Here is a 15,459-nt window from a genome sequence, read left to right as displayed (position 1 = left end):
ATCAGCTCCGTCGCTTCAAAGGTCGGCGGGCAGCGGCTCTTTAAGCCACTGCATCGCATTTTTCTCCAGGCTGCCGTCGGCTTTGGCCGCTACCAGGATCTGGTTGACCTTCTCCAGCAGCGCCGGCTCGTTCTTGTTCACGCCCACGTAGACCGGCGAGTCCTTGAGTTTCACTTTCAGCGCCGGCACGCGTTTCGGGTTGCGCTCGCTGATTGCCACCATCACCACGTTGCCACTGGCGATCAGGTCGACCTGGCCGGCCAGGTAGGCGGCGATGGTCGAGTTGTTGTCTTCGAAGCGCTTGATCGTGGCTTCCTTGGGCGCAACGGCGGTCAACTCGATGTCTTCGATGGCGCCGCGGGTCACGCTGATGGTCTTGCCCTTGAGGTCGTCGGTGGTGCTGATCGGCGCGTCAGGCGGACCAAACACCGCCAGGTAGAAAGGGGCATAGGCCTTGGAGAAATCGATGACTTTTTCCCGCTCGGCGTTCTTGCCCAGGCTGGAAATCACCAGGTCGACCTTGCCGGTGGTGAGGAAAGGAATGCGGTTGGTGCTGTTGACCGGCGTCAGCTCCAGTTTGACCTTGAGCTGGTCAGCCAGCAGCTTGGCGGTGTCGATGTCCAGGCCGCGGGGCTTCATGTCGGGGCCGACCGAGCCGAACGGCGGGAAGTCTTGAGGCACGGCGACCTTGAGGGTGCCACGGGCGACGATGTCGTCCAGACCATTGGCCTGGGCGGGTGCCTGGCTCAGCATCAGGCTGGCAAACAGGGCAGTGAGCAGGGCGCTGTAGCGCTTGGTCATGGCAACTCTCCGAAAAGGGCGAAGGGATTTTCTGATTTTGCTCAGTGCACAGCCCATGCCATCACTGCTGGTATCGCCTGCAGGGCCGGGATTTATTGAGGTGCGGTGGTCTTACTGGTCTGAACAGTGCTTGCGCTTTTCGCACCTTTTTCGAGCGCTGGTAAAAGCCCGCGAGCCCCTTTGGGGCGTGGCTTGCCGCCGGCTGCGAATAGCTTTACAACTAGCGGCTCAGTTGTCTGGAACTATGAGTTTTTTATGAATTCCATCGCCCAAGCCGTACCGGAAGCGGCCCTGCAGGCCATCCGCAAACTGATCAAGGAGCAGGGCTTTGCAGCGGGCGATGCGTTGCCCTCACAGCGCGACCTGGCGGTGCAGTTGGGCGTGAGTCGGGCATCGCTGCGCGAGGCGTTGTCGTCATTGAGTGCCCTGGGCGTGGTCAGCGTGCAGCCGGGCAAGGGTGTGTTTGTGCAAGAGGTGCAGGAGGCGCCGGGTTTTGCCTGGCCTTTCGCCGCCCAGGCCACACCGCTGGATATCTTCCAGCTGCGCTATGCGCTGGAGGGTTTTGCCGCCGGGCTGGCGGCCGTAACGTTGAGCATCGATGAGTTGGACAGCCTGGAAGACAATGTCGAGGCGATGCGCAAGGTGCTCAAGGCCGGCGATTTTGAAGCCGCTGCACGGCTCGACTTCGAATTTCACCAGCGGATTCTGCTGGCCAGTGGTAACCAGGCGATGGTGAGCATTCTGAGTGCCAGAGCCGAGGTGTTTTTGGAGAGCCAGAAACTACCGTTCATCCGGCCGGAACGAGCCATGGAAACCTGGCAGGAGCACCGCAAGATACTGCGTGCACTGGCTCGGCGCGCCAGTGCGCAAGCACAGAAAACCATGCAGGAACACGTACGCAATGCGGCATTGCGCACTGGCATTGCCTTCGTGACTCCCGTGACACCGTAAGTTGAGCTATACCCAAACTCATGCGTCACCATAGCAAGAGTCAATCAGAGGCGGCTTCCTGAACGGGGGAAGGGCGGCTATGATGGGCCACGTTTTTTTTGCTTACAATCCGGAGACATCCATGAGCAACGATCTTATCAAGCACGTCACCGACGCGAACTTTGAGGAACAAGTACTCAAGGCTCAAGGCCCGGTCCTGGTTGACTACTGGGCTGAATGGTGCGGCCCTTGCAAAATGATCGCCCCTGTTCTGGACGACATTGCAACCACCTACGACGGCAAGCTGACCATCGCCAAGCTGAACATCGACGATAACCAGGAGACTCCGGCCAAGCACGGCGTGCGTGGTATCCCGACCCTGATGCTGTTCAAGAACGGCAACGTCGAAGCCACTAAAGTAGGCGCGCTGTCCAAGTCCCAGCTGCAAGCTTTCCTCGACGCGAACATTTAATCGTCGCCAAAAAAGCCCCGCAAATTGCGGGGCTTTTTCGTGAAACAGGGCTAGACGCTCCGAAATTCAGGTGGTACATTCGGCCCCGCACTGGTTTCTCCACTGCCCCCTGCAAGCCGTCGCCGACGCATTCCTTTTCGATTAGTACGCGATCCTGTCGCCTTCTCTGCGGCGCGGCCTCATTAAGCCAAAAGCTTAATTTCCCCCCTCCATAAATGATTACGTCATTCCTATATGAATCTGACTGAACTCAAGCAAAAGCCGATTACCGACCTGCTCCAATTGGCCGAAGAAATGGGCATAGAAAATATGGCCCGTTCGCGCAAGCAGGACGTGATTTTCTCCCTGCTCAAAAAGCACGCGAAAAGCGGCGAGGAAATCTCCGGTGATGGCGTGCTGGAGATTCTCCAGGACGGCTTCGGCTTCCTCCGCTCTGCAGACGCTTCCTATCTTGCCGGCCCAGACGACATCTATGTCTCGCCGAGCCAGATCCGTCGCTTCAACTTGCGCACCGGTGACACCATCGTTGGCAAGATCCGCCCTCCTAAGGAAGGCGAGCGTTATTTCGCCCTGCTCAAGGTCGACACGATCAACTTCGACCGTCCCGAGAACGCGAAAAACAAGATTCTCTTCGAGAACCTGACCCCGCTGTTCCCGACTGTGCGCATGAAGATGGAAGCCGGTAACGGTTCCACCGAAGACTTGACCGGTCGTGTCATCGACCTGTGCGCCCCGATCGGTAAAGGCCAGCGCGGTCTGATCGTCGCACCGCCGAAAGCCGGTAAGACCATCATGCTGCAGAACATTGCAGCGAACATCGCTCGTAACAACCCGGAAGTTCACCTGATCGTGTTGCTGATCGATGAGCGTCCGGAAGAAGTAACCGAAATGCAGCGCACTGTGCGCGGCGAAGTGGTTGCCTCCACGTTCGATGAGCCGCCAACCCGCCACGTGCAGGTTGCCGAAATGGTGATCGAGAAGGCCAAGCGCCTGGTCGAACACAAGAAAGACGTGGTGATCCTGCTCGACTCCATCACCCGTCTGGCCCGTGCCTACAACACCGTGATCCCGAGCTCCGGCAAGGTCCTCACCGGTGGTGTCGATGCCCACGCCCTGGAGAAACCAAAGCGTTTCTTCGGTGCTGCGCGGAACATCGAAGAAGGCGGCTCGCTGACCATTATCGCCACCGCGCTGGTTGAAACCGGCTCGAAAATGGACGAAGTGATCTACGAAGAGTTCAAGGGTACCGGCAACATGGAACTGCCTCTTGACCGTCGTATCGCTGAGAAGCGTGTGTTCCCTGCGATCAACATCAACCGCTCCGGCACCCGCCGCGAAGAGTTGCTGACTGCCGACGACGAACTGCAGCGCATGTGGATCCTGCGCAAGCTGCTGCACCCGATGGACGAAGTAGCCGCCATCGAGTTCCTGATCGACAAGCTGAAAACCACCAAGACCAACGACGAGTTCTTCCTGTCGATGAAGCGTAAGTAACACGACGCTCCAGGTCTGAAAAAATGGCGCCCTTCGGGGCGCCTTTTTTTTGTGTCGAGAAAGGGAGCTTTGCAGGACAATAGTGTCAGTTAAGAAACAAATAGACTGAGTGCGGCTACGCTCATCCCCATTCGAATCAGGCTGACCTACGATTTATGACCGCTCTTGCTTACCGAAGGGACGTTGACGGCCTGCGTGCCATCGCTGTCCTGGCTGTTGTGCTGTTCCATTTTGGAGTTCCAGGCGTCACTGGCGGCTTTGTTGGCGTTGACGTGTTCTTTGTGATTTCAGGGTTCCTGATCACTTCGATCATCTGGCGCGAGCGTGAGGCCGGGCGTTTCAGTTTTCTCGATTTCTGGGCTCGCCGGGCCCGGCGCATCCTGCCGGCACTGGTCGTCATGATGTTCGTGTCATTGGTGGTTGGCTGGTTTTTGATGGCGCCCAAGGACTATTCAGAGCTGGGACGCTCGATTCACAACCAAGTGATCTTCATCTCCAACCTCTTCTTTATGCGTCAGGACGGCTACTTCGATACAGCCTCCGATATGAAGCCGATGCTGCACACGTGGTCGCTTTCGGTTGAAGAGCAGTTCTACATCGGTTTCCCACTCTTGCTGGCGCTGCTGTCGAGCCGGCTCAAGCAATGGCGTGGTGCCTTGTTTGTGCTGATGCTCGCGTCATTTGCTGCCAGCGTATGGGCGGTGTCCCGAGAGCCGGACAAGGCCTTTTTCCTGTTACCAATGCGGGCCTGGGAGTTGCTGGCGGGCTCCATGTTGGCCGTTATGCCGGCGCGGGCGCAGCGCGCAAGCCCGATGCTGGCGCAGACCGTCAGCTTGATCGGCCTGGGAATGATTCTGGTGGCGGTATTGGGCTATGACGCCAGCACCGCCTTTCCAGGGGTTGCAGCGCTGTTGCCGGTAGTGGGTGTGGTGGGGCTTATTTGGGCCAACGGCCAGCACGCCACACTGGTAGGCCGGTTGTTGGGCAGCCGTGTGCTGGTAGGCGTGGGGCTGATTTCCTATTCCTGGTACCTGTGGCACTGGCCGGTGCTGGTGTTTGGCAAGTACGCCAGTATTTTCGGCCTGGCGCCTGTGGAGATTGCGGGGCTGTTTTTCCTGAGCCTGTTGCTGGGCTATGGGTCCTGGCGATTCGTTGAGGGGCCCTTTCGCGAGCGGCGTCTGTTGGCGGGCAATCGGGCAATCCTGGCCGCGGGCGTCATGGCGCTCGTCAGCCTCGGCCTGATCGGCAAGAGCCTGGTGTGGTCGGATGGTTTTGCGTGGCGGCTGCCGCCTCAGGCGCTGCAATTTGCCCAGGCTTACACCTGGAGTCCCACGCTTATGAACTGCTTGTCGGACGACAAGAAAAACAAGCACCGTGAGTTGTGCCATTTCGGTCCGCAGGCGGCCACGGTCAAGGCGCTGGTCTGGGGCGACAGCCATGCCTCGGCGTTGATTCCGGCGTTGAGCGATGCTTCAAAACAGTACGACTTCAGCATCACCCAGGCGGGCTACGCCGGTTGCCTGCCGTTCTACCGCAAAGAAAACACTCCAGGGTGCGGGGCGTTCAACGAGCGCGTTACGCAGTTGCTCAAGCGCGAGCCCTTCAGTGATGTGGTGCTGGTGGCGCGCTGGAGTCTCTACGTGTATGGGCAGCGCTCCGGTGATACCGGTGCGTCGATCCATGACCCGGCGACCGGGAAATATGACCGCGCCGTGGCTGAGCAGCTATTCAGCGACGGTTTGAATACCTTGGTGCAGCAATTACGCGCCGGTGGTCATCGGGTATGGCTGGTCAAGGAAGTGCCGCTGCAGGAATTCAATGTGCCGTACCGGCTTAGCCGTTTGGCCATGTTGGGGCGCCCGACCGACCGCGAAGGCTTGCCCCTGGCCGAACACCAGCAGCGTCAAACCTTTATCAGCAGTGTCTTTGAGCAGATCGCAGCGGCCGATTCAGGTGTTCAACTCCTGGACCCGGCGCCGAAGCTGTGCGACACCAACGGGTGGTGTCGCGTCGAACTCGGCGGCCAGTCGCTGTATACCGATGACAACCACCTCTCAAGCGTGGGCACGCGGTATGTGGAAGGGTTCCTGGAGCCGTTCTTCCGCACCCTTCGCCAGGCCTCGGTGCGAACAGATGTAAGCCGCAATGATGTGCAATAAGCTGCCAGCGCTCGTAAGAGCAGGTAGGATGTACGCCTATTTTACGGGTGGCATGGTTAATGAAATTCAAGGATCTTCGGGATTTCGTGCAGCAGCTTGAGCAGCGCGGAGAGTTGAAACGTATCCAGATGCCGATTTCCCCGGTGCTGGAAATGACTGAGATTTGCGACCGTACCCTGCGTAACAAGGGCCCGGCGCTGCTGTTCGAAAACCCGACCGGCTTTGATATCCCGGTGCTCGGCAACCTGTTCGGCACGCCCGACCGTGTTGCCTTTGGCATGGGCGCCGAGTCGGTCAGCGAGCTGCGCGAGATCGGCAAGCTGCTGGCCTTCCTCAAGGAGCCCGAGCCACCCAAGGGCCTCAAGGATGCCTGGTCGAAGCTGCCGATCTTCCGCAAGATCATCGCCATGGCGCCCAAGGTGGTCAAAGACGCCGTGTGCCAGGAAGTGGTCATCGAAGGCGATGACGTCGACCTCGGCATGCTGCCCGTGCAGACCTGCTGGCCCGGCGACGTCGGCCCGCTGATCACCTGGGGCCTGACCGTCACCAAAGGCCCGAACAAAGACCGCCAGAACCTCGGCATCTACCGTCAGCAAGTGATCGGCCGCAACAAGGTGATCATGCGCTGGCTGAGCCACCGTGGCGGCGCACTGGACTTTCGTGAGTGGTGCGAAAAACACCCCGGCAAGCCGTTCCCGGTTTCCGTGGCCCTGGGCGCTGACCCGGCGACCATTCTCGGCGCCGTCACGCCGGTGCCCGACAGCCTGTCCGAATACGCGTTCGCCGGCCTGCTGCGCGGTAACCGTACCGAACTGGTGAAGTGCCGCGGCAACGACCTGCAAGTGCCGGCCACCGCCGAAATCATCCTTGAAGGCGTGATTCATCCAGGCGAAATGGCCGATGAAGGCCCTTACGGCGACCATACCGGCTACTACAACGAAGTCGACAGCTTCCCGGTGTTCACCGTCGAGCGCATTACCCACCGCATCAAACCGATCTACCACAGCACCTATACCGGCCGGCCGCCGGATGAGCCGGCCATTCTGGGCGTGGCGCTCAACGAAGTGTTTGTGCCGATCCTGCAGAAGCAATTCCCGGAAATCACCGACTTCTACCTGCCGCCGGAAGGCTGCTCGTACCGCATGGCCATCGTGACGATGAAGAAGTCGTACCCGGGCCACGCCAAGCGGGTAATGCTCGGCGTGTGGTCGTTTTTGCGACAGTTCATGTACACCAAGTTCGTTATTGTCACCGACGACGACATCAATGCGCGGGACTGGAACGACGTGATCTGGGCCATCACCACGCGCATGGACCCCAAGCGCGACACGGTGATGATCGACAACACGCCGATCGACTACCTCGACTTCGCATCACCAGTGTCAGGCCTGGGCTCGAAAATGGGCCTGGATGCCACCCACAAATGGCCGGGTGAAACGACGCGCGAATGGGGCCGGGTAATTGTCAAGGATGACGCCGTGACTGCGCGTGTCGATGCAATCTGGAAAGAATTGGGAATAGATTGATGCGTGTAACCCTGCAACCTTCCGGCGCTGTACTGGAACTGGTCCCTGGCGAGCGGATCCTCGAAGGTGCACGCCGCCTGGGCTACGAGTGCCCGCAGGCCTGTCGCAATGGCGTGTGCCATGTGTGCGCGGCGCTGCTGGTGGAAGGGCGGGTGCAGCAAGCCGGCGAGGTGCGCGACCATGGTGAGTTCTACACCTGCATCGCCGAGCCGCTGGAAGATTGCGTTGTGTTGTGGGATGGCGTGCTGGCGCCGGGAGAGTTGCCGTTGCGCAAGTTGTCGTGCCAATTGAGTGAGTGTGTGGAAGTCGGTGGCGATGTATGGCGCGTGCGCCTGCGAGCTCCGGCCGGCAAGCCGGTGCGTTACCACGCCGGGCAATACCTGATGATCGAGCGGGAGAATGGCGAGAAATCGGCGTTTTCTTTGGCCTCGGCGCCCCATGCCGGGCGTGAGCTGGAATTGCATGTGCTGGCCCGTGAGGACAGCGCGCGTAACCTGCTCGAACAGTTGCAGCGTAATCAGATGGCTCGCATCCAATTGCCGTTTGGCGACACTCACCTGGCTGAACTGCCGGACGGGCCGCTGGTACTGATCGCCGCCGGCACCGGCATGGCGCAGATGCACAGCCTGATCGAGCATTGCCGCGCCTCTGGCTTCAAGCACCCGGTACACCTGTACTGGGGCGTGCGTCGCCCGGAAGACTTCTACGAAATCGAGCATTGGGACCAGTGGCTGAAACTGCCCAACCTGTTCCTGCACAAAGTGGTCAGCGACCTCTGTGGCTGGGAAGGCCGTTGCGGGCTCCTGCATGAAGCGGTGTGTGAAGACATCAGCGACCTCAAGGCCGTGCATGTCTACGCCAGTGGCTCGCCGGCGATGATCTACGGCACGCTGGATGCGCTGGTTGAAGCGGGTATGGATGCGCACCAGATGCGCGCCGATGTGTTCGCCTACGCACCGCGCCCTTAAAAGCGCAGGCCGGTGGTGACCATCGCGGCATTAAAGCCCAGTAACACCAGCTCTGCTGCTACCGGCCCATAGTGGGCCCCCACGGACGGGATGATCACCGGCGCAACGCCGAAACGGTTCAACGGGATCTTGTCGCGGTACTCGCCGCGATAGCCCTGCAATAACCCGCCCGTGAGTTTCACATACACCGGATAGTCGGCCATGTCATAGCGCTTGCCTGCATAGGCGTAGTAAGAGCGTTGGCTGAACGAATTGCGAAATGTCGCCGCGCCATACACAAAGCCTGACGCTTCATTGCGCTCCAGGCCGATCAGGTCCTGGTTGTTGTTGTGCTTTGGGTCGGGCGCGAAATGCCGGTTGTAGACGCTGGTCTGCGCGTACCAGAACCCCTTGTTGTCATCAGCCGGCGGTACTTCGGCCGCCAGTGCGGTGGTGGCCTGGGCCAGGAACAACAGGCTGGGCAATCGAAACTTCTTCATGGGTGCGACCTCGATAGGCGGTTGGACGGCTAAGTGGGTCGTGCTGTGCGCTATTTTGAGGGTTTGGCGCGTTGTCAGGCTGAACCGCGGCTGAAATTACCGGGATTGCCGGCCCCAATCCTGATGAACAGGTGCGGCGCTTATGCTTTTGCTTATGCTTTAAAGGTATTTAATTTGTTACATAGATATCATTAAGCTATATCTCAACGGACTACCGACTATCTGCCAATAACCAATAACTGACCGCCACCGCCCGCCAGCCGGATCGATCGTAGGAACTCAGAGCATTGACGTTCTGAAGTTTGATTCTGAGGGGAGCGGTATGGGGAGCTACAAGAAGCACGCGCTGTACACAGCAATTTTGTCGGCCAATTTGCTGACTGCTGTGGGATTCAATCCCGTCATGGCCGCGCAGACAGCGGCCACCGATGCACCAAAACTCGACACCGTCATCGTCACCGGCACTCGCGCCCAAGAGCGCACGGCCAGTGCTTCGCTGTCGCCCATTGATGTGATTTCCGGCGATACCCTGCGCAGCACCGGCTCCGATGAGCTGGGCGCGGTGTTAGCGCGCCTGATTCCGTCGATCAACTTCCCGCGTCCGAGCCTGGTGGACGGCGCCGAACTGGTGCGCCCTGCGCAACTGCGCGGGCTGTCGCCGGATCAGGTGCTGGTGCTGGTCAATGGCAAGCGCCGCCACACCAGCGCCTTCGTCAACCTTGGCGGGGCGGTGGGGCGTGGCTCGGCCCCGGCGGATTTGAATGCGATACCGTTGTCGGCAGTCGACCACATCGAAGTGCTGCGTGACGGCGCGTCAGCGCGTTATGGCTCTGACGCGATCGCCGGCGTGATCAACGTGATCCTCAAGCACGACGACCACGGCGGTTCGATCTCGACCAAGTTCGGCGAGTACAAAAAGGGTGATGGCATCCAGCGCAATGTCAGCGGCAATACCGGGTTTGCCTTGGGCGACAACGGCTTTATCAATGTATCGGGCGAAGGTGCCGACAACGATTACACCAACCGCGCCGGCGACGACTTGCGCCCTGGCAGCATCGGTTCCACCACGTATGGCCAGCGTGTGTTCCGTCAGGGCGAACCGGCCACCAATGAAGGCAAATTCCAGTTCAACTCGGAATATTCCTTCAACGATGCAGCCCAGTTCTACACCTTCGGCGGCTACAGCAAGCGTCGCGGCGAGACGGCGGCGTTCTACCGGGCAAGCAATGCGTCCAATAACATCCCGGCGCTGAACCCTAATGGTTATCTGCCGTTGATCAAAGGCAACCTGGAAGACACCTCATTGGTCGTCGGCCTGCGCGGCTTGCTGGCTTACGACTGGCATTACGACCTGTCGGCCAACTACGGCAAGAACCAGTACGCGCTGAGCACCGAAACCATCAACACCTCACTGGGCCTGGCCACGCCGCGCAAGTTCGATAACGGCACCCTGAGCAATGACCAGAAGCAAGTCAGCCTGGACCTGTCGCGCGAATTCGACGTGGGCTTTCTGCCGTATCCGGTGTCGGTGGCGTTTGGCGGCGAATACCTGCGCCAGGGCTATGAAATCGAAGCCGGAGAGCCCGCGTCCTACTACCAGAGCGGCAGCTCGGGCCTGGGTGGTTTCCGTGATGCCGACGCCGGCAGCAGCGCGCGGCATAGCTGGGCCCAGTACCTGGACCTGGAAACCAACTTCACCGAAAAGCTCAGCGCCTCGGCCGCCGTGCGTCATGAGGACTACAGCGACTTTGGTTCCAACGTCAGCGGTTCGCTGTCGGCCCGTTATGATTTCACCCCGCAAGTGGCCTTGCGTGGCAGCGTCTCGAATGGTTTTCGCGCGCCTTCCCTGGCCCAGCAGAACTTTGCCTACACCTCGTCCCAGTTGATCGGTAACACCATTCAGGAAGCCGGCACGTTCCCGGCCAACACCCAGGTGGCCCGCCTGCTCGGCGCTGAAGACCTGAAAGCCGAGAAGTCGCGCAACTACAGCCTTGGCCTGGTGCTGGAACCTGCCGATGACTTGACCGTGACGCTCGACGTGTACCGGATCGACATCCGTGATCGCATCAGCCTGTCCTCCAACCTCAATCTCAACCCGGCCACCATCGCCTACCTGCAAGCCAATGGGGTTGGCAACATCAACTACACCAGCGCCCGTTACTTCACCAACGCCACCGACACCAGCACCAACGGCGTCGATCTGGTGGCCAACTATCGCTACCAGTTCGATAACGGCATCCGCTGGAACAGCACCGTGGGCTACAACTACAACCACACCAAAGTGACCGACGTGAAGCCTAACCCGGCGATTCTGGACAGCCTGGGCGCCAACCTGGTGCGGGTGGACCGTCGTGAGCGCATCGGTTTGCTCGGCGACACCACGCCTGAGCACAAACTGAGCCTGGGTAACGATTTCACCTATGGCCATTGGGCCCTGCACAGCAACCTGGTTCGCTACGGTGAATTCACCAGTTATCAGGCGGACAAGATCAACGACCAGACCTTCAAGGCTGCCTGGGTGTTGGACCTGTCGGCGGACTACAAGCTCAAGAACTGGACCTTCACCCTGGGCGGCGACAACGTCACCGATAAATACCCGGAAAAGGTCAACGCTTACGCCAGCAGTGGCGGCAACCTCGCCTATAGCACTTTTTCGCCGTACGGTTACAGCGGCGCGTTTTATTACGGTAAAGTTGCTTACAACTGGTAACAGCTTATTTGAGTGATAAAGGAGACCTAAGCGATCCGCCATGACCGTTATTGAAACCGATCTTTTGCAATTGGCTTACCCTCCGCGGCTCGATCTGGGGCCGCAACTGACTCACGAGCAATTAATGAGTTCGATGCAGGCCACCATGGCCAAGCACAAGGGTGGGCCGGTCTGGCTGTTCGCTTATGGTTCGCTGATCTGGCGCCCCGAATGCTCGTCGACCCAGCGCATGCGCGCGCGGGTTCACGGCTATCACCGGGGCTTGTACCTGTGGTCGCACGAGCATCGGGGGACGCCGGAGTTGCCGGGGTTGGTGTTCGGTCTGGATCGCGGCGGCTCATGCAGCGGGTTTGCCTACCGCTTGCCGGAGGATCAGCTGGAGGCCTCGCTTTACGCCTTGTGGCAACGCGAGATGCCTTACCCTTCGTACCGGCCGCACTGGCTCAGCTGCCGTCTAGAAGATGGCAGTCAGGTACAAGCGTTGGGGTTTGTGTTGGAGCGGCATTTGCCCAGCTACGCCGGCAACTTGCCCGATATCGTGCTCAATCACGTGCTGCAAAGCGCTTGCGGGCGTTACGGCACCACGCGCGATTATGTCGAGCAGACCGTTAACGCCCTGCGTAGCCACGCCATGCCAGATAAAAATCTGGAGGCGCGGCTCAAGCGTTGTGCAAAGGATTGCTCAGGCGATTAACGCGCTGCGCTGACGCTGTTGGTGTGCCACAGCGTTGGGATCAGGAATGCAATCGCCAACAGGCACGCGCCCACCAGCAACACAAAACCACCGTCCCAGCCGAAATGGTCCACGGTGTAGCCCATGGCCGCACTCGCTGCCACTGAACCGCCCAGGTAACCAAACAAGCCCGTGAAACCCGCAGCGGTGCCCGCGGCTTTTTTCGGCGCCAGTTCCAGCGCCTGCAGGCCGATCAGCATCACCGGGCCGTAAATCAGGAAGCCGATGGAGAACAGCGCGATCATGTCGATCATCGGGTTGCCTGGCGGGTTGAGCCAGTAAACCAGGGTCGCCACGGTGACCAACGCCATGAACACGATGCCGGTCAGACCGCGGTTGCCACGGAAGATCTTGTCCGACATCCAGCCGCACAGCAGCGTGCCCGGAATACCCGCCCACTCATAGAAGAAGTACGCCCACGAGGTTTTATCCACGTCGAAGTGCTTGGCTTCCTTGAGGTACGTCGGCGCCCAGTCCAATACGCCGTAGCGCAGCAGGTAGACGAACACGTTGGCGAAGGCGATGTACCACAGCATTTTGTTGCGCAGCACGTACTTGACGAAGATTTCCTTGGCGCTGAATTCGTCTTCGTGGCTGGCGTCGTAGCCTTCCGGGTAGTCGTTCTTGTATTCCTCGATTGGCGGCAGGCCGACCGATTGCGGGGTGTCACGCATGGTGATGAAGGCAAACGCCGCCACCAGCAACGCCACGGTCGCCGGCACATAGAACGCCGCGTGCCAGTCGTTGAACCAGGCCATGCCCAGCAGGAACAGCGGGCCGATCAGGCCACCGCCGACGTTGTGCGCCACGTTCCAGACCGACACCACGCCGCCGCGTTCTTTCTGCGACCACCAGTGCACCATGGTGCGTCCGCTCGGCGGCCAGCCCATGCCCTGGGCCCAGCCGTTGATGAACAGCAAAATGAACATCATGGTCACGCTGGACGTTGCCCAAGGCGCGAAACCGAAAATGAACATCACCCCGGCCGATATCAGCAGGCCGAAGGGCAGGAAATAGCGTGGGTTGGAGCGGTCGGACACCAGGCCCATGAGGAACTTGGACAAGCCGTAGGCAATCGCAATCGCCGACATCGCCAGGCCCAGCTCACCACGGGTGTAACCCTCGTCGATCAGGTACGGCATGGCCAGCGAGAAGTTTTTGCGCAGCAGGTAATAACCGGCGTAACCAAAGAAAATACCGGCGAAGATCTGCCAGCGCAGCCGTCGGTAGGTACTGTCTATTTTTTCTTCAGGCAGGGGCGCCTGGTGTGCGGCAGGACGAAAGAAAGCAAACATTCAAGAGCTCCAAATTTCTTGTTTTGACTGCGGATGCGAATGTTACAGTTTCGTTACCGAAAATAGCATCGCCTCTTATCCGCAAACACAGGAAATCGGAGTGATTGCATGTTCTCTTATGAACATGTCGCTAATAGGCAAGTGTGGGTCGTGATTGCGTTCTTCAGAACGATGGGAATCCAAATGTGGGAGCGGGCTTGCTCGCGAAAGCGCTGGGTCAGTCAGAACATTTGTTGATGACAGGCCGCTTTCGCGAGCAAGCCCGCTCCCACATTGACCGCGTTTCAGATCAATCAGCGGGTCTGAACGACGACCTTGCCCACTGCCTTGCGCTGCCCCAGATCATTGATCGCCTGGGCAGCCTGCTCCAGCGGATACACCTGCGACACCAGCGGCTTCAACTTGCCCTCGGCGTACCAGGTGAACAGTTGCTGGAAATTCGCCGCATTGTCCTGCGGCTGGCGCTGGGCAAACGAACCCCAGAACACCCCGACCACCGACGCACCTTTGAGCAGCGCCAGGTTCACCGGCAGCTCGGGAATACGCCCGCTGGCAAAACCCACCACCAACAGGCGGCCGTTCCAGGCGATGCCACGAACGGCCTGGTCAAACAGATCGCCGCCCACCGGGTCGTAGATCACATCGACACCGTTGCCGTCGGTCAGGTGCTTGATCTCATCCTTGAGGCTGGCTTCGCTGTAGTTGATCAACTCGTCTGCACCGGCTGCCTTGGCCACGGCGAGTTTGTCGGCGCTGCTGGCGGCGGCGATCACGCGGGCACCCATGGCCTTGCCGATTTCCACGGCGGCCAGGCCCACGCCGCCAGAGGCGCCGAGCACCAGCAGGGTTTCGCCAGGCTGCAGATTGGCCCGTTGTTTCAAGGCATGCATCGAGGTGCCGTAGGTCATGCTGAATGCGGCGGCGACGTTGAAATCCATGCTCGGCGGGATCGGCAGCACGTTGTAGCCGGGGACCGCGACCTGTTCGGCAAAGCTGCCCCAGCCGGTCAGCGCCATGACCCGGTCGCCGACTTTCAAATGGCTGACCTTCTCGCCCACTTCACTGATCACGCCCGCCGCTTCGCCACCCGGCGAGAACGGGAAGGGCGGCTTGAACTGGTATTTGCCCTCGATGATCAAGGTGTCCGGGAAATTCACCCCGGCCGCGTGCACGTCCAGCAGGATTTCGTTCTTCTTGATCGCCGGGCTTGCGATCTCTTCCAGCACCAGGGTTTCGGCGGGGCCGAAGGCTTTGCACAGCACAGCTTTCATCGGACTATTCCTTTTGGCGTCATGGCCGATAAGTGTAGGAGGGTACGCCCGTGGGTCAACGAGCATGCCCAGGCCTGATAAGTCGCCATAAGCTTGTGCTCAGCCTTGCTAGCGTTATGCTACCCGGCAACCGAATTTGAGGAATGAACTGTGAAAGCGTGGATCCTGTTGATGCTTGCCCTGACCTTGCCGATGGCAGCCCAGGCCGAAGAAGCGAAAGAAGGCGAGGCACCGAAGGTCAGCTATATCAGCCTGACGCCGCCGTTCGTGGGCAACTATGGCCTGGACGGCTCCGCAAAACTCAAGGTGTTCAAGGCCGACATCGCCCTGCGCGTGACCGGGCCTGAAGCCGCCGCTGCGGTCAAAGCCAACGATGCGTTGATCCGGAATCAGTTGGTGGCGTTGTTTACTCAGCAGACCAATGAGGCCATGAGTACCGTTGAGGGCAAAGAAAAGCTGCGCCAGGAAGCCCTCAAGCAAACCCAGCAAGTGATGAACGACGAGACCGGCAAGCCGGTGGTGGAAGACCTGTTGTTCAACAACCTGATCATCCAGTAACGGTTCCATGTGGCGAGCGGGCGTGTCGTGGCGAGCGGGCTTGCCCCGCGTTGGGTGGCGAAG

At 59.7% G+C, this 15,459-nt stretch carries 13 protein-coding genes; 9 read left to right on the top strand and 4 right to left on the bottom strand.

What is annotated here, in order from left to right; all coding sequences use genetic code 11:
- Nucleotides 1-15 precede the first annotated feature (15 nt).
- Nucleotides 16-801 carry a transporter substrate-binding domain-containing protein gene (locus tag ABWL43_RS28090; protein WP_106575791.1) on the bottom strand — a complete coding sequence of 262 codons (786 nt, stop codon included), beginning with the start codon at nt 799-801 and terminating at the stop codon, nt 16-18.
- Between the two features lie 255 nt (nt 802-1,056).
- On the opposite strand from ABWL43_RS28090, the gene ABWL43_RS28085 reads away from it, so the two are divergent.
- The 6 genes from ABWL43_RS28085 to ABWL43_RS28060 all read left to right on the top strand — a co-directional run bounded on the left by ABWL43_RS28085 (nt 1,057) and on the right by ABWL43_RS28060 (nt 8,350).
- Nucleotides 1,057-1,752: a FadR/GntR family transcriptional regulator gene (locus tag ABWL43_RS28085; protein WP_404485855.1), complete on the top strand. Its 696-nt coding sequence runs from the start codon at nt 1,057-1,059 to the stop codon at nt 1,750-1,752.
- 121 nt (nt 1,753-1,873) lie between these two features.
- Nucleotides 1,874-2,203: a thioredoxin TrxA gene (gene trxA, locus ABWL43_RS28080; RefSeq protein ID WP_106575789.1), complete on the top strand. Its 330-nt coding sequence runs from the start codon at nt 1,874-1,876 to the stop codon at nt 2,201-2,203.
- A 234-nt stretch (nt 2,204-2,437) separates the two neighbouring features.
- Nucleotides 2,438-3,697: a transcription termination factor Rho gene (rho, locus tag ABWL43_RS28075; RefSeq protein ID WP_003176825.1), complete on the top strand. Its 1,260-nt coding sequence runs from the start codon at nt 2,438-2,440 to the stop codon at nt 3,695-3,697.
- A gap of 155 nt (nt 3,698-3,852) precedes the next feature.
- Nucleotides 3,853-5,856 (top strand): acyltransferase family protein, encoded by a 2,004-nt coding sequence (locus ABWL43_RS28070; RefSeq protein WP_404485850.1) that lies wholly within the window; start codon nt 3,853-3,855, stop codon nt 5,854-5,856.
- A gap of 59 nt (nt 5,857-5,915) precedes the next feature.
- Nucleotides 5,916-7,382 carry a 4-hydroxy-3-polyprenylbenzoate decarboxylase gene (gene ubiD / locus ABWL43_RS28065; protein ID WP_145157988.1) on the top strand — a complete coding sequence of 489 codons (1,467 nt, stop codon included), beginning with the start codon at nt 5,916-5,918 and terminating at the stop codon, nt 7,380-7,382.
- Nucleotides 7,382-8,350, top strand: coding sequence for a CDP-6-deoxy-delta-3,4-glucoseen reductase (locus ABWL43_RS28060; protein WP_404485847.1), 969 nt, complete (start codon nt 7,382-7,384; stop codon nt 8,348-8,350). Before ubiD ends, ABWL43_RS28060 begins: the two co-directional genes overlap by 1 nt.
- On the opposite strand, the gene ABWL43_RS28055 is transcribed toward ABWL43_RS28060, so the two are convergent.
- Nucleotides 8,347-8,829 (bottom strand): sn-glycerol-3-phosphate transporter, encoded by a 483-nt coding sequence (locus ABWL43_RS28055; RefSeq protein WP_404485844.1) that lies wholly within the window; start codon nt 8,827-8,829, stop codon nt 8,347-8,349. The two genes, ABWL43_RS28060 and ABWL43_RS28055, sit on opposite strands and share 4 nt — an antisense overlap.
- Nucleotides 8,830-9,151: 322 nt before the next feature.
- Here ABWL43_RS28055 and ABWL43_RS28050 point away from each other — a divergent pair, with 322 nt between their 5' ends.
- Both ABWL43_RS28050 and ABWL43_RS28045 read left to right on the top strand, forming a co-directional pair.
- Entirely contained in the window at nt 9,152-11,539 is a 2,388-nt protein-coding gene (locus ABWL43_RS28050) for a TonB-dependent receptor plug domain-containing protein (protein WP_404485841.1), read from the top strand.
- A 40-nt stretch (nt 11,540-11,579) separates the two neighbouring features.
- Nucleotides 11,580-12,233 (top strand): gamma-glutamylcyclotransferase, encoded by a 654-nt coding sequence (locus tag ABWL43_RS28045; RefSeq protein ID WP_145157976.1) that lies wholly within the window; start codon nt 11,580-11,582, stop codon nt 12,231-12,233.
- Here the strand turns inward: ABWL43_RS28045 and glpT are convergent.
- Nucleotides 12,230-13,567 carry a glycerol-3-phosphate transporter gene (gene glpT, locus ABWL43_RS28040; RefSeq protein WP_145157973.1) on the bottom strand — a complete coding sequence of 446 codons (1,338 nt, stop codon included), beginning with the start codon at nt 13,565-13,567 and terminating at the stop codon, nt 12,230-12,232. The two genes, ABWL43_RS28045 and glpT, sit on opposite strands and share 4 nt — an antisense overlap.
- 293 nt (nt 13,568-13,860) lie before the next feature.
- Nucleotides 13,861-14,838, bottom strand: a complete 978-nt coding sequence (locus ABWL43_RS28035) for an NADPH:quinone oxidoreductase family protein (protein ID WP_404485838.1) — start codon at nt 14,836-14,838, stop codon at nt 13,861-13,863.
- 150 nt (nt 14,839-14,988) lie between these two features.
- Between ABWL43_RS28035 and ABWL43_RS28030 the strand changes: the two genes are divergently transcribed.
- Nucleotides 14,989-15,396, top strand: coding sequence for a flagellar basal body-associated protein FliL (locus ABWL43_RS28030; RefSeq protein ID WP_106575780.1), 408 nt, complete (start codon nt 14,989-14,991; stop codon nt 15,394-15,396).
- The last annotated feature ends 63 nt before the right edge of the window (nt 15,397-15,459 follow it).

It is taken from the genome of Pseudomonas sp. HT11 (assembly GCF_044875395.1).
GTDB lineage: Bacteria > Pseudomonadota > Gammaproteobacteria > Pseudomonadales > Pseudomonadaceae > Aquipseudomonas.
This window is presented reverse-complemented; position numbering and strand designations above follow the sequence as displayed.

Bases quoted from the DNA above. Each gene is read 5' to 3' on its own strand.
- ubiD (WP_145157988.1), top strand. From the start codon at position 5,916: ATGAAATTCAAGGATCTTCGGGATTTCGTGCAGCAGCTTGAGCAGCGC.
- ABWL43_RS28050 (WP_404485841.1), top strand. From the start codon at position 9,152: ATGGGGAGCTACAAGAAGCACGCGCTGTACACAGCAATTTTGTCGGCC.
- rho (WP_003176825.1), top strand. From the start codon at position 2,438: ATGAATCTGACTGAACTCAAGCAAAAGCCGATTACCGACCTGCTCCAA.
- ABWL43_RS28055 (WP_404485844.1), bottom strand. From the start codon at position 8,829: ATGAAGAAGTTTCGATTGCCCAGCCTGTTGTTCCTGGCCCAGGCCACC.
- ABWL43_RS28060 (WP_404485847.1), top strand. From the start codon at position 7,382: ATGCGTGTAACCCTGCAACCTTCCGGCGCTGTACTGGAACTGGTCCCT.
- trxA (WP_106575789.1), top strand. From the start codon at position 1,874: ATGAGCAACGATCTTATCAAGCACGTCACCGACGCGAACTTTGAGGAA.
- ABWL43_RS28090 (WP_106575791.1), bottom strand. From the start codon at position 801: ATGACCAAGCGCTACAGCGCCCTGCTCACTGCCCTGTTTGCCAGCCTG.
- glpT (WP_145157973.1), bottom strand. From the start codon at position 13,567: ATGTTTGCTTTCTTTCGTCCTGCCGCACACCAGGCGCCCCTGCCTGAA.
- ABWL43_RS28035 (WP_404485838.1), bottom strand. From the start codon at position 14,838: ATGAAAGCTGTGCTGTGCAAAGCCTTCGGCCCCGCCGAAACCCTGGTG.
- ABWL43_RS28070 (WP_404485850.1), top strand. From the start codon at position 3,853: ATGACCGCTCTTGCTTACCGAAGGGACGTTGACGGCCTGCGTGCCATC.
- ABWL43_RS28045 (WP_145157976.1), top strand. From the start codon at position 11,580: ATGACCGTTATTGAAACCGATCTTTTGCAATTGGCTTACCCTCCGCGG.
- ABWL43_RS28085 (WP_404485855.1), top strand. From the start codon at position 1,057: ATGAATTCCATCGCCCAAGCCGTACCGGAAGCGGCCCTGCAGGCCATC.